11 protein-coding genes and 1 pseudogene are annotated in these 13,128 nt (G+C 70.8%); 1 reads left to right on the top strand and 11 read right to left on the bottom strand.

Going from position 1 to position 13,128, the window contains the following annotated elements; all coding sequences use genetic code 11:
* Positions 1-21 precede the first annotated feature (21 nt).
* The 11 genes and pseudogenes from map to ACK8GG_RS10265 all read right to left on the bottom strand — a co-directional run.
* Positions 22-879 (bottom strand): type I methionyl aminopeptidase, encoded by an 858-nt coding sequence (map, locus tag ACK8GG_RS10315; RefSeq protein WP_440349995.1) that lies wholly within the window; start codon positions 877-879, stop codon positions 22-24.
* An 82-nt stretch (positions 880-961) separates the two neighbouring features.
* Positions 962-2,104, bottom strand: a complete 1,143-nt coding sequence (locus ACK8GG_RS10310; protein ID WP_440356179.1) for an ATP-binding SpoIIE family protein phosphatase — start codon at positions 2,102-2,104, stop codon at positions 962-964.
* A gap of 172 nt (positions 2,105-2,276) precedes the next feature.
* Entirely contained in the window at positions 2,277-2,777 is a 501-nt protein-coding gene (locus ACK8GG_RS10305; RefSeq protein WP_440356178.1) for a DUF456 domain-containing protein, read from the bottom strand.
* 79 nt (positions 2,778-2,856) lie between these two features.
* The gene (pcaF, locus tag ACK8GG_RS10300) at positions 2,857-4,059 is read right to left on the bottom strand and encodes a 3-oxoadipyl-CoA thiolase (protein ID WP_440349992.1); all 1,203 of its coding nucleotides are present in this window, start codon (positions 4,057-4,059) and stop codon (positions 2,857-2,859) included.
* A 254-nt stretch (positions 4,060-4,313) separates the two neighbouring features.
* Positions 4,314-5,153: a GNAT family N-acetyltransferase gene (locus ACK8GG_RS10295; protein ID WP_440356177.1), complete on the bottom strand. Its 840-nt coding sequence runs from the start codon at positions 5,151-5,153 to the stop codon at positions 4,314-4,316.
* 55 nt (positions 5,154-5,208) lie between these two features.
* A complete protein-coding gene (locus ACK8GG_RS10290; protein ID WP_440356176.1) occupies positions 5,209-6,435 on the bottom strand; it encodes an MFS transporter in 1,227 nt (408 codons plus the stop codon).
* A 189-nt stretch (positions 6,436-6,624) separates the two neighbouring features.
* Entirely contained in the window at positions 6,625-7,794 is a 1,170-nt protein-coding gene (ispG, locus tag ACK8GG_RS10285; protein ID WP_440356175.1) for a flavodoxin-dependent (E)-4-hydroxy-3-methylbut-2-enyl-diphosphate synthase, read from the bottom strand.
* A gap of 8 nt (positions 7,795-7,802) precedes the next feature.
* On the bottom strand, positions 7,803-9,053 hold the full coding sequence (locus ACK8GG_RS10280; protein ID WP_440353469.1) for a M50 family metallopeptidase: 1,251 nt from the start codon (positions 9,051-9,053) through the stop codon (positions 7,803-7,805).
* Positions 9,053-10,264: a 1-deoxy-D-xylulose-5-phosphate reductoisomerase gene (dxr, locus tag ACK8GG_RS10275; protein ID WP_440356174.1), complete on the bottom strand. Its 1,212-nt coding sequence runs from the start codon at positions 10,262-10,264 to the stop codon at positions 9,053-9,055. Before dxr ends, ACK8GG_RS10280 begins: the two co-directional genes overlap by 1 nt.
* A gap of 1,027 nt (positions 10,265-11,291) precedes the next feature.
* Positions 11,292-11,579: a hypothetical protein gene (locus ACK8GG_RS10270; RefSeq protein WP_440356173.1), complete on the bottom strand. Its 288-nt coding sequence runs from the start codon at positions 11,577-11,579 to the stop codon at positions 11,292-11,294.
* Between the two features lie 97 nt (positions 11,580-11,676).
* Positions 11,677-12,315 (bottom strand): annotated as a pseudogene (locus ACK8GG_RS10265) (1-deoxy-D-xylulose-5-phosphate reductoisomerase); the annotation flags it as partial.
* Between the two features lie 237 nt (positions 12,316-12,552).
* Between ACK8GG_RS10265 and ACK8GG_RS10260 the strand changes: the two are divergent.
* Positions 12,553-12,888 carry a transposase family protein gene (locus ACK8GG_RS10260; protein ID WP_440356172.1) on the top strand — a complete coding sequence of 112 codons (336 nt, stop codon included), beginning with the start codon at positions 12,553-12,555 and terminating at the stop codon, positions 12,886-12,888.
* The last annotated feature ends 240 nt before the right edge of the window (positions 12,889-13,128 follow it).

Below are 13,128 nucleotides of genomic sequence, written 5' to 3'. Positions count from 1 at the left end.
CCTTCGGCACGTCGATCTCGGTCATGGCAGGGTCAGAATTTCGTGCCCGTCCTCGGTGACGACCAGTGTGTGCTCGAACTGCGCGGTCCAGCGACGGTCCTTGGTGACCACGGTCCAGCCGTCGTCCCACATGTCCCACTGGTGGGTGCCGAGGGTGATCATCGGCTCGATGGTGAAGGTCATCCCCGGCTCCATCACGTCGGTGGGGCGGGGGCTGTCGTAGTGTGGCACGTAGAGGCCGCTGTGGAACGCCTCACCGATGCCGTGCCCGGTGAAGTCGCGCACCACGCCGTAGCCGAACCGCTTCGCGTACGACTCGATCACGCGGCCGATGACGTTGATCTGCCGTCCCGGGGCGACCGCCCGGATGCCGCGCATCATCGCCTCGCGGGTGCGCTCCACCAGCAGCCGGGCCTCCTCCGCGACCTCGCCGGCCAGGAAGGTGGCGTTGGTGTCGCCGTGCACGCCGCCGATGTAGGCGGTGATGTCGACGTTGACGATGTCCCCGTCCATGATCACCGTGGAGTCGGGGATGCCGTGGCAGATGACCTCGTTGAGGCTGGTGCAGCAGGACTTCGGGAAGCCCTTGTAGCCGAGCGTCGAGGGGTACGCCCCCTGGTCGCAGAGGAACTCGTGCACCACCCGGTCGATCTCGTCCGTGGTGACGCCGGGCTTGCAGTGCTCCCCGGCCAGTTGCAGCGCCTGGGCGGCGATCCGGCCCGCGACGCGCATCTTCTCGATGGTCTCCGGGGTCTGGACGTGCGAGCCCTGCCACTGTTTCGGGGCGGTCTTGCCGACGTACTCGGGGCGGACGATGCGACCCGGCACCGGCCGCGCCGGGGAGAGGGTGCCGGGGATCAGCGACGGACGGACGGTCATACGTGCAAGCCTATAGCCGCCCGCACCGGCGTTTCCCGCCCCGTGATCCGTGCCACCCGCTCCGGAACGGACCCGGCGGCGATCAGTCGGCGAGCCGGCGGCGCAGGCTCAGCTCGGTGCCCTGCGGGGTACGGCGCACCACCAGCTCACCGAGGGCGTTGATCAGTGACAGGCCCCGGCCGCGGAAGCCGGCGTCGGTCGACTCCCGCCACTGGCCCGTGTCGCGCACCGTCACCAGCACGCTCCGGTCCCTGATCGACACCTCGACCTCGATCACCGGCTCCCGCGGGTCGATCGGATGCTCGATCGCGTTCGCCGCTGCCTCGGAGACCGCCACGGTCAGGTCGAAGAGGTCCGTCTCACCGACCCGGTGGGCCACGAGGAACCGTTCCAGCCGCTTGCGCAGCAGGCTGAGCTTCGTCGGCTCGGCCGGCAACCGCAGCGCGAACCCGCTGGACTCCACCGCCTCCAGTGCCAGCAGTGCGACGTCGTCGTGGCCGGAGCGCTCGGTCACCACCCGGGCGACCGCGTCCAGCAGGTCGGGCAGGCGCTCCGCCGGCTCGGCGGCCGCCACCCGGACCCGGCCGAGCAGGTCGGCGCCGGCCCCGTGCTGCTCGACGAGGCCGCCGGTGTAGAGCAGCAGGCGGTCCCCGACTTCCAGCCGGTCGTCGCGGACCTCGTAGGCGGCGGTGGGGAGCGCGCCGATCAGCGGGCCCAGCGCCCGGTCGTAGAGCAGCCGCAGCTCGGCGCCGGAGATCACCAGCGGCGGCGGATGGCCGGCGCTGGCGTACCGCAGCTCGCCGCCGGCGGGATCGAAGATCAGGCAGATGACACTGGCGGCCCAGCCGTCGCCGTCGACCGCCGCCTGGTTCAGCCGGGTGAGCACCGCGCCGGGATCGCAGTTGTCGCGGGCCGCGCCGCGCAGCACGTCGCGCACCTGCCGGATCGGCGCGACACCGGCCAGGCCACGGGCGGTCACCTCACCGACGACCAGCAGCAGGCGTTCGGAGTCCAGCGGCAGGACGTCGTACCAGTCCCCGCCCACTTCCAGGTCGAGGGTGCCGGGCAGGTACCGTCCGGCCAGGGCCGTCCCCGGCACCTCGGGAAACTCGGCCGGGAAGGGTACGGCGTCGCTGGTCGTGGGCGCCGCCGAGAGCATCGTCGAGAGCTGATCGCTGCCGGCGTAGCTGCCGTCACCGTGCTCTGCAGCCGGAGCAGAGCTCATCGAACCTCCCACTGCGGCTGGTTGCGGCGATGCCTCGGGTCCCCACCGTGCGAGGCCGATGTACCCGCCGGAACGAGCAACCTAACGCATCACTGACAGTGGACTGATGCCCGGTGGCAAGCGATCCACACCACCGGGCGCCAGGAATCGACTGCGATCACGGAGTCGCGGGTCAGGCAAGCAGCAGCCCGGCACCCCAGAGCCCGGCGATGATCAGCCCGGAACCGAGCTCGACCAGCATCGACAAGCCGGCCGCCTTGAGCGCCTGCACGGTCGAGGGCCAGGCCAGGGAGGCGTTGCCCAGCCGGGCGAGTTCGGCGAGGTAGATGCCGAGCACGAATCCGATCACCAGCCCGACGAGCGGCACCACGAAGAAGCCGACCAGCCCGAGCAGACCGCCGGCGAGCAGGGAGCGGTTGGGCACCCCGCTGCGTTTGAGGTTGCGGCCGGGCCAGGCGTACTTGACGACGGCGCCGACGAGCGCCACCAGTGTGGCGACGGCGAGGATCCCCCAGCGCAGCGCGCCGGCGTCGCCGAAGAGCGCCCAGACCAGCACCCCGCCCCAGCAGAGCGGCACCGCCGGCAGCACCGGGACGACCACACCCGCCAGCCCGGCCAGGATCATCACGCCGGCCAGGATCGTCACCGCCGCCTGGGCATCGTCGAGGGTCACCGGTCCGACTCCCTGTGCTTGATGGTGGTCAACACTCTAGGCGTGCGGTGCCGGTCGTGCCGGACCGAGCGGGCCGCGCTCAGGCGGCCGATTCCAGCATCAGCGAGATGCCCTGCCCGACACCGACGCACATCGTCACCAGGGCCCGGCGGGCGTCGGTGCGGCGCAGCTGCAGCGCGGCGTTGAGCGCCAGCCGGCCCCCGCTGGCACCGAGCGGATGCCCGAGGGCGATCGCGCCGCCATTGGGGTTGACGTGCTCGGCGTCGGGTGCCAGACCGAGTTCCCGCAGCACCGCGATCCCCTGGGCTGCGAATGCCTCGTTGAGCTCCACCACGTCCACGTCGGAGATCTGCAGACCGAGCCGCTCCAGCAGCTTGCGGCTGGCCGGAACGGGGCCGATGCCCATCACCCGGGGCGGCACCCCGGCCGCGGCGGCGCCGCTGATGCGGGCCAGCGGGGTCAGTCCGTACCGGAGCACGGCGGCCTCGCTGGCGACGAGGAGGGCAACCGCCCCGTCGTTGATGCCGGAGGCGTTGCCGGCGGTCACCGTGCCGCCGGGAAAGAGCGGGCGCAGTGCGGCGAGCTTCTCCGCCGTGGTCTCCCGCGGGTGCTCGTCGGCCTCCACCAGGCGGGTCTGCCCCCGCCCGGCCGGCACCTCCACCGGCACGATCTCGGCGGCGAGGACGCCGTTTGCCTGCGCCTTCGCCGCACGCTGCTGCGACCGCAGCGCGAACGCGTCCTGGTCGGCGCGGGAGACGTCGTAGTCGCGGGCCACGTTCTCGGCGGTCTGGGGCATCGAGTCGGTACCGAACTGCTCCTCCATCGCCGGGTTGACGAACCGCCAGCCCAGGGTGGTGTCGTGGATCTCGTTGGAGCGGGAGAAGGCACTGGTCGCCTTCGGCAGCACGAACGGGGCGCGGCTCATGCTCTCCACACCGCCGGCGACCACGAGATCGGCCTCACCGGCGACGATCGCCCGGGCGGCGGTGGCGAGCGCGTCCAGGCCGGAGCCACAGAGCCGGTTGACGGTGCTGCCCGGCACTTCCTGCGGGAGGCCGGCGAGGAGCGCGGCCATCCGGGCCACGTTGCGGTTGTCCTCTCCGGCCTGGTTGGCGCAGCCCAGCACCACGTCGTCCACCCGGGACCAGTCAACCGACGGATGGCGGGCGGCCAGTTCGCGGATCACGTGCGCGGCGAGGTCGTCGGGGCGGACCCCGGCGAGGGCGCCGCCGTAGCGGCCGAACGGGGTGCGGACACCGGAGACCAGGAATGCGACGCTCATGGACTTACCCTTCGCAGGGGACGGGGGCGGCTCACGGGGGAGCCACGGGCGCGACCAATCGATGCCCCCAGAATAGGGGCGAGGGCCGGAGCCGCCCAGGGCCCCGAGTGGCACTCAGGTCTGGGCGACCCGGCGCACGATCCCCAGGAAGTACGGCGAGAAGGCCACCCCGTACGTGGCGGCGGCGGTGCGGATGCTCATATCCGGCCCGACCCGGTTGGCCAGGATTCCGACGCGCGCGTCGGCGGGGCAGGTCAGAAGAGAACGGTGGCGAGGGCGCCGACCGGTGCGAAGCCGCAGCGCTGGTACACCCGCCGGGCCGGGGCGTTGAAGTCGTTGACGTAGAGGCTCACCGTCGGCGCCACGTACGTGAGCGCGTCGCGAACCACCGCCGCCATCGCCGCGGCGGCGAACCCCCGCCCGCGCCACTCCGGCGTCATCCAGACGCCCTGGATCTGCGCGGTCCGACGGGTCACCACCGCGAGTTCGGCCTTGAAGACCACCCGGCCGTCCTCGAAGCGGGCGTACGCGCGCCCGGCCCGGACCAGGTCGTTGACCCGCCGCCGGTAGGCGCGGCCGCCGTCCTCCAGCACCGGCGAGACGCCGACCTCCTCGGTGTACATGGCGACCGCGGCCGGGAAGAGCAGCTCGCTCTCCTCCACCTGCACCCGGCGCACGTACGGGTCGGGCGCGACCGACGGCATCGTGGCGGTCACCAGCAGCGGCTGGTTCGGGCGTACGTCGCGGGCCGGGCCCCAGCGCCCTTCCAGCCGCTCCCAGAGCTCCAGCACCGCGTCGGCCCGCCCGACGATCGAGGAGCAGAGCCGCGGCTCACCGGCGAGCCGTTCGGCGAAGGCCGCGAGCGCGGGACGGCCGGCGCGCACCGGGGTCAGGTTGCCGCCGACCCAGCAGAGCGCCTCCAGGTTGCGGCGGCTGCCGTAGCCGAGCACCCGGCCGTCGGAGCGCCACCAGGCCAGACCGCGCGCGGCGACCCGCTCCGCCACAGGCGCGGCGCCGTACGGGTCGAGGTCGAGCAGCCGTTCGACGGCGCGGCGGTCCGCCGCGCCGAGCTGCCGTACGGGCGCCATCAGCACCCGTCCAGCCTGCCAGATCGGTGCCGTTTCGCGGGGGACGAGTGGCGGCATCGCCTCAGCCGACGGCGACGGCTTCCCGCTCCCCCGCCGGCGTACGGGTCCCCGCCGCCCAGCGCACCACCGGCGGGATCGCCGCCCCGAGCAGCAGGAAGAGCACCCCCAGCACGATCCAGCCGGGGGTGCCCCAGCCGATGGCGAGCGTGGTGACCAGCACCGGCGCCACCATCCGGCCGAGCGAGAAGCCCATGCCGTACGTGCCCTGGTACTGGCCCTGGGCGTGGGCGGGGGCGAGCCCGAACGAGATGCCCCAGCCGGCGGCGGAGTGCCAGAGCTCGCCGACGACGTGGGCGAGCGCCCCGGCGACCAGCAGCGCCACCGCCGCGGCGGTGGGCATTCCGCCGGCGGCGGCGAAGAGCACGCAGGCCGCGCCGATCGCGACGCCGGCGCGGCGGGAGGCCCGCGCCGCGCCCGGCAGATCCGCGGTGCCCCGGGAGGCGCGCACCTGGAAGAGCACCACCATCGTGGTGTTGACCAGCAGCAGCACCGAGATCAGCCAGCGCGGGGCGTCGGTGTGGTCGGCGATCCAGAGCGGCAGGGCGACGTTGAGCAGGGTGAAGTGCATCGACATCAGCCCGTCGAGGGCGACGAAGGCGAGGAAGGGCCGGTCGCGCAGGGCGAGCAGCCGCGGGCCACTCGCGGGGGCGGGCACTCGCGGGATGGGGACGAGCCGGATCAGCATCAGCGCCGCGAGCAGGAAGAAGGCGGCGTTGGCGATGATCAGCACCTGGTAGGCGGCGCGCGTGTCGACGGCGATGCCGGCGCCTGCGATCACCGCGCCGACGGAGATGCCGACGTTGGTGGTGGCGCGCAGGTAGGCGCGGGTGCGCACCCGCTGGTCGGCGGGAACACCCCCGGCGATCACCGCGCCCCGGGCGCCGACGTTGGCGCTGTCGGCCACCGCGATCAGCACGGCCAGCCCCAGGTACGCCACGAACGACCCCGCGAGCGCGATCCCGGCGGTCAGCACCGCCAGGGCGAACCCCGACAGGAGGTAGACGCGGCGGGGTCCGAGCCGGTCGGCGAGGTAGCCCATCGGGCTGGCGACGACGAGGTTGACCAGGGCCGCGGCGCTGAGCGCGATACCGACCTCGGCGACGGAGAGCCCGACGGACCGGGTCAGCATCAGCGCGCTGGCGGTGAGCCAGAGGCCCCGCCCCACGGTGTGGACCAGGGTGGCGTACGTCAGCGTCCGGGCGAGCCCCGGTGCGGGCAGCAGTGGCACTCGCAGGACAGTAGCCACCGGGGCGGACGGATTTCGCCTGGTTTTACCCGGACGTTGCGCCGCTCACAGCAGGTGCCGCCGGTGGGCGGTCCGGGCCGGTGCCGCAGAGACGTTGGCGGGTCGTTCGAGCCGGCAAAGACACCGGGCCGGTCACCCGTGGTGACCGGCCCGGCGAAGGTTCGACGTACGTCAGTGCACGGAGACGGTGGCGCCGGTCAGCCCGCGCAGCTCCTCGGGGAGTTCGGCGCCCATCTCCTCGGCCAGGCGCAGCGCCTCCTCGATCAGGGTCTCGACGATCTGCGCCTCGGGGACGGTCTTGATGACCTGGCCCTTGACGAAGATCTGGCCCTTGCCGTTGCCGGAGGCGACACCGAGGTCGGCCTCGCGGGCCTCGCCGGGGCCGTTGACGACGCAGCCCATGACGGCGACCCGCAGCGGCACCGGCAGCCCTTCGAGGCCGGCGGTGACCTCCTCGGCGAGCTTGTAGACGTCGACCTGGGCGCGGCCGCAGGAGGGACAGGAGACGATCTCCAGGCCGCGCTCGCGCAGCCCGAGCGACTCCAGGATCGCCGAGCCGACCTTGATCTCCTCGACCGGCGGGGCGGAGAGGGAGACCCGGATGGTGTCGCCGATGCCCTGGGACAGGAGCGCCCCGAAGGCGGTGGCGGACTTGATGGTGCCCTGGAAGGTCGGGCCGGCCTCGGTGACGCCCAGGTGCAGCGGGTAGTCGCACTTCGCGGCGAGCAGCCGGTACGCCTGGATCATGACGACCGGGTCGTTGTGCTTGACCGAGATCTTGATGTCGCGGAAGCCGTGCTCCTCGAAGAGCGAGCACTCCCAGAGCGCCGACTCGACGAGCGCCTCGGGGGTGGCCCGGCCGTACTTGGCCAGCAGCCGCTTGTCCAGGGAGCCGGCGTTGACGCCGATGCGGATCGGCACACCGGCCTCACTGGCGGCCTTGGCGATCTCGCCGACCTTGTCGTCGAACTGGCGGATGTTGCCCGGGTTGACCCGGACCGCCGCGCAGCCGGCGTCGATGGCGGCGAAGACGTACTTCGGCTGGAAGTGGATGTCGGCGATCACCGGGATCTGCGACTTCCTGGCGATCGCCGGCAGCGCCTCCACGTCGTCCTGGGAGGGAACGGCGACCCGGACGATCTGACAACCGGCCGCGGTCAGCTCGGCGATCTGCTGGAGCGTGGCGTTGACGTCGGAGGTGAGGGTGGTGGTCATCGACTGCACGGAGACGGGCGCGCCGCCGCCGACCGGCACCGAGCCGACCATGATCTGCCGACTGATCCGGCGCGGAGCCAGCGGCGCGGGAGGTACGGCGGGCATACCGAGACTGACAGCTGTCACGTTGGTACTCACCTCGAGAAGAGCGTGATCGGATTGATGACATCCGCGGTGACTGTCAGCAGCGTGAAGGCGCCACCGATCAGGATCACCGCGTAGGTGAGCGGCATGAGCTTCAGGTAGTCGACATGCCCGGGATCGGCCCGGCCGATCTTGCCGTACAACCAGGAGCGCGCGCGTTCGAACCAGGCGATCGCGATGTGGCCGCCGTCGAGCGGGAGCAGCGGCAGCAGGTTGAACACACCGACGAAGAAGTTCAACGAGATGAACAGGAGGATGAAGACCTCCCAGGCGTCGTTGTCGACGGCCTCGCCACCGAGCCGGCTGGCGCCGACGACGCTGATCGGGGTGTCCATGTCCCGTTCGCCGCCGGTGACGGCGTCCCAGAGCGGGGGGATCTTCTGCGGCAGCCGCTGCAGCGCGTCGACGGTGTTGGTCGCGAGCGTGCCGAGGAACTCGCCGCTGGCCCCGACAGCCTCGACGGGGCCGTAGGTGACCCAGCTCGGCGTGGTGGCGACCAGGCCGACGCCGAGCGCGGCGACGTCCTTGGCCTCCCCCGCGGGGTTGTCCAGCGGCGGGCGCTTGACCGTGGCGAGATTCGCGGTGGTCTCCTCGGCCCGGCCGTCGCGCAGGTAGGAGATCGTCGCCGCAGTGCCCGGCGGCACCTCGCGCAGGGCCGCCTGGAAGTCGCCCCAGCTGCTGACCTGCACGCCGTTGACCGCGGTGATCACGTCACCGTTCTGCAGGTTCGCGGCCTTGGCGGGGCTGGCCTGGTCACCGGGGGCACATTCGCGGGCGACCTGTTCGGCGATCACACAGTCGGCGACGGCGATCCGGGCCGGCTCGGCGAGAATCTCGGACTCGGTGCTGGGGAAGGCCGGGTTCGGCAGGCCCAGGGAGATCGCCGAGACCCAGATCGCGATGGCGGCGAGACCGAAGTGCGTGATCGACCCGGCGGACATCACCACTGTGCGCTTCCAGAGCGGGAAACGCCACATCGCCCGCGGCTGGTCGGCCGGCTCGACGTCGTCGTCCTGCGGGGTCATCCCGACGATCTTGCAGAAGCCGCCGAGCGGGATGCCTTTGAGGCCGTACTCGGTCTCGCCCTTGCGGAAGGAGAAGACTGTCGGCCCGAAGCCGACGAAGTAGCGGGTGACCTTCATCCCGAACGCCTTGGCCGTGACCATGTGACCGGCCTCGTGCAGGCTCACCGAGATGAGGATCGCCAGGGCGAAGAGGACCACCCCGAACACGTACGCCATCAAGCTCCTTCCACCGAGCGCGCGATGATCTCCTGGGCATGCGTACGCGCCCACGACTCCGCCGCAAGCACATCGTCGACCGTACCCGGCTCATCGAAATCGGGAGTACTCTCCAGCACCCGTTGCAGCGCGTCCACGATACCGAGGAAGGGCAGGCGTCCCGCGACGAACGCGGCGACGAACTCCTCGTTGGCGGCGTTGAAGACCGCCGGCCGGCAGCGACCGGTCTCCCCCGCCGCCTTCGCCAGCGCCACCGCAGGGAAAGCAGTGTCGTCGAGCGGGAAGAACTCCCAGGTGTGGGCGGTGCTCCAGTCGACCGCGGTGGCGGCGCCGGGCACCCGGTCGGGCCAGCCGAGACCGAGCGCGATCGGCAGCCGCATGTCGGGCGGGCTGGCCTGGGCGATGGTCGAGCCGTCGACGAACTCCACCATCGAGTGGATCACCGACTGCGGGTGGACCATCACCTCGATGTCGGCGTACGCGATGTCGAAGAGTTCGTGCGCCTCGATCACCTCGAGCGCCTTGTTGACCATGGTGGCGGAGTTGATCGTCACCACCGGCCCCATGTTCCAGGTCGGGTGGTTCAGCGCCTGCTCCGGCGTGACCTGCGTCAACTCGTCACGGCTGCGCCCGCGGAACGGTCCCCCGCTGGCGGTGACGATCAGCCGGCGCACCTCGGCGGCGCTGCCGCTGCGCAGGCACTGGGCGAGCGCCGAGTGCTCCGAGTCGACCGGCACGATCTGCCCCGGCCGCTGGATCGCGGCCTTCACCAGCGGGCCGCCGGCGACCAGCGACTCCTTGTTGGCGAGCGCGAGCGTACGCCCGGCCCGCAGCGCGGCGAGCGTCGGCGCGAGCCCCAGCGAGCCGACGACACCGTTGAGCACCACGTCACAGGGCCACTGCGCGAGCTCGGTCATCGCGTCCGGGCCCGCCACGATCTTTGGGATCTTGAAGTCGCCGGTGGCGTAGCCGCGCTTGGACGCCTCGGCGTAGAAGGCGAGCTGCAGGTCCTGGGCGGCGGAGGCCTTCGCGACACCGACCGCCTCGACGCCCAGCTCCAGTGCCTGGGCGGCGAGCAGTGCGACGTTGCCGCCGCCGGCGCCGAGCGCGACCACCCGGAACCGGTCCGGGTTGCGGCGCACGATGTCGATGGCCTGGGTCCCGATCGAACCGGTCGAACCGAGCAAGACGAGATCGCGGGGAGAAGTCACCCGGCCATTCTCCCCGGTCACCCTAAGCGATCGCTGAGAGGCTCATGATGTCGCCGTCGGCGAGGGCACCAGCGGCGACGAGGCGCTCGGCGACGGCGCATCGTGAGACCTCCTCGGGCCGCGTCCGCGACGGTGAATCACTAACGGCAGTTCCTCAAGGCACGTCCTTCACTGCGAGTCACCCAAAATCGCAGGCACAGTTATCCATGACGGCACCCCTGACGGCGGCAGGCATCCAGCACTTTCACGGAACGTGGTCACGGACCGAAGCGAAAGAGGCCGGGCGGGCACTTGACCGAAACACCCACACGGCCCGCTCGTGAATATTTCTGTCACTCAGGAGAATCGACGCTTCGCCTTTCTCGGCCAAACAGTATACCTACAAGTTCATTGCTCGATCGGCAGCTTTGCGCGCACGCCAGCACATCGACCGGAAACAGATTGTCTATCGGTGCTGGAATCCCGCTTCCCCAAGCATCCCACCCGTCGAAGAAAAGATGATCGTCGAGGTAGGAGCCAAACGGGCCCGTCCGCCCCACACGCGCCACCTCCGCGTTCATTTCCCCGAGTAGACGCCCGAGGGAATATCCTGTTTCCACCTTTCGCGTGCCACTACTCCAGCAGCCGAGCCAACCACTTCCGACCGTCGGATTGTCCGGCGCCAAACAAACCCACAGTCGAGTGGCAGCAGCGGCTTCACCAGCCATAACTACGACGACGAACCGCTGCTCGCCACTGATCAAATACTTGAATGACGTCATCACGGAGGTGAAATCACAAACTCGATCAAGGTATCTGGCGACATGTCTCTGCACTACGCTCCAGTGCGTCGTGAAAGTTTGAGTGGTCCGCCATCACGTCGTTCCATGTATCGCTCTCAGCAACGATTTCCTTTGCCTCAGACATCGACATCCCACGTCGACGCGCAAAGACAGTTGTTGACTGAACTATCGAAAGCCCTTGCCTCTTTAGAAACCTTAGGATCTCATCGGCCCCGGTCTCGCCAGGGATCGCCTCATTTAGCAGGTCAAGGTACCGGTCGGAGTCGAATCTCGTCGCCACTTTCTACCCCTTTCACAGTCGGCCCGACGCTGACAGTGTCGTAGGTGTACTCCGCCAGGAGAGTTCCGCTGCTGCCGCCAAGCCGCTGCTGCGTCGGCCGTGACAACTCGTCGTAACCGCTCCACACCGTGATGCCACAGGCATTCGTCGACGTCAGGGGCCGGTCGCGGTGGTCATAGGCGAGCGTCGTCGTGCCGGTGTCGGGATCGGTGGCCGTCTCAGCCGGCCCCGCTTGTCGTAGCTCCAGGTCCACGGCCGGCCCGGGTCTTCCGAGTGAATCGCCTTGGCCATCTGGCCACGTGCGTCGTACTCGTACCACAAGAAGGCGAACGCGGCGCGCGCCGTGCTCAGGTCGGGTGGTTGAGCGCCTGCTCCGGTGTGACCTGCGTCAACTCGTCGCGGCTGCGCCCGCGGAACGGTCCGCCGCTGGCGGTGACGATCAGCCGGCGCACCTCGGCGGCGCTGCCGCTGCGCAGGCACTGGGCCAGCGCCGAGTGCTCCGAGTCGACCGGCACGATCTGCCCCGGCCGCTGGATCGCGGCCTTCACCAGCGGGCCGCCGGCGACCAGCGACTCCTTGTTGGCGAGCGCGAGCGTACGCCCGGCCCGCAGCGCGGCGAGCGTCGGCGCGAGCCCCAGCGAGCCGACGACACCGTTGAGCACCACGTCACAGGGCCACTGCGCGAGCTCGGTCATCGCGTCCGGGCCCGCCACGATCTTTGGGATCTTGAAGTCGCCGGTGGCGTAGCCGCGCTTGGACGCCTCGGCGTAGAAGGCGAGCTGCAGGTCCTGGGCGGCGGAGGCCTTCGCGACACCGACCGCCTCGACGCCCAGCTCCAGTGCCTGGGCGGCGAGCAGTGCGACGTTGCCGCCGCCGGCGCCGAGCGCGACCACCCGGAACCGGTCCGGGTTGCGGCGCACGATGTCGATGGCCTGGGTCCCGATCGAACCGGTCGAACCGAGCAGAACGAGATCGCGGGGAGAAGTCACCCGACCATTCTCCCCGGTCACCCTAAGCGATCGCTGTGAGGCTCAGATGTCGCCTCCGGCGAGGGTGCGGGCGGCGACGAGGCGCCCCACTACGCAGGGCCCCGGCAAAGTCGTGAGGGGTGTCCGGCTTGAGGTGGTTGGTGTAGACGCGCCCTGGGTGTGGGTAGCGGGGCGGGCATGGCCGTTCCAGAAGATCATCAAGGTTCTCGAGGCCTGTTGATCTATCTGAAGTGAGCCATGCCCGCGTTGCCATCATCGCTGATCTCATCGTTGTCGACCGCACCGCCCGGGTCATCTGCCGTGGCCTCGGCTGCCGACCTGCTGGCCGCGTTGGGTTCCCTGCCCGATCCGCGTGCCCGACGTGGGGTCCGGCATGCTCTGGTAACCGTGGTCGCGGCGGCGGTGTGCGCGGTCGTCGCCGGTTACCGCTCGTACCCGGCGATCGGTGAGTGGGTCGCTGATCTACCTGCCGATACCGCGGCTGTGCTCGGGATCGACCCTGGCCGGCGGCCGTCAGAGGCCATGATCCGCAGGCTGTTGCAGGCCCTGGACGCCACCGGCTGGCCATGGTGATCGGAGCCTGGCTCGCCACGCAACTGCCCGCGCGGTCGGCGGGGACACGCAGGGTGATCGCCGTGGACGGCAAGACGCTACGCGGCTCCCGGACACGGACCGGCGACACTGTCGCCCGGCACGTCCTCGCCGCCGCCGACCAGGCCACTGGCGTCGTGCTGGCCCGCACCACGTCCACGGCACGACCACCGAGGAGCACCGCGGCGCACACCGCCGCGGCCAGCGCTGAGACAACGGCGA

The sequence above is a fragment of the Melissospora conviva genome (assembly GCF_049523535.1).
GTDB classification, from domain to species: domain Bacteria; phylum Actinomycetota; class Actinomycetes; order Mycobacteriales; family Micromonosporaceae; genus Melissospora; species Melissospora conviva.
The sequence above is the reverse complement of the archived record's forward strand: the minus strand, read 5'-3'. Positions and strand labels throughout refer to the sequence as shown.

What these genes read in the sequence shown, in the direction of transcription:
- ACK8GG_RS10260 (WP_440356172.1), top strand. Translation starts at nt 12,553, where the DNA reads ATGCCCGCGTTGCCATCATCGCTGATCTCATCGTTGTCGACCGCACCG.
- ACK8GG_RS10310 (WP_440356179.1), bottom strand. Translation starts at nt 2,104, where the DNA reads ATGAGCTCTGCTCCGGCTGCAGAGCACGGTGACGGCAGCTACGCCGGC.
- ACK8GG_RS10280 (WP_440353469.1), bottom strand. Translation starts at nt 9,053, where the DNA reads ATGGCGTACGTGTTCGGGGTGGTCCTCTTCGCCCTGGCGATCCTCATC.
- pcaF (WP_440349992.1), bottom strand. Translation starts at nt 4,059, where the DNA reads ATGAGCGTCGCATTCCTGGTCTCCGGTGTCCGCACCCCGTTCGGCCGC.
- map (WP_440349995.1), bottom strand. Translation starts at nt 879, where the DNA reads ATGACCGTCCGTCCGTCGCTGATCCCCGGCACCCTCTCCCCGGCGCGG.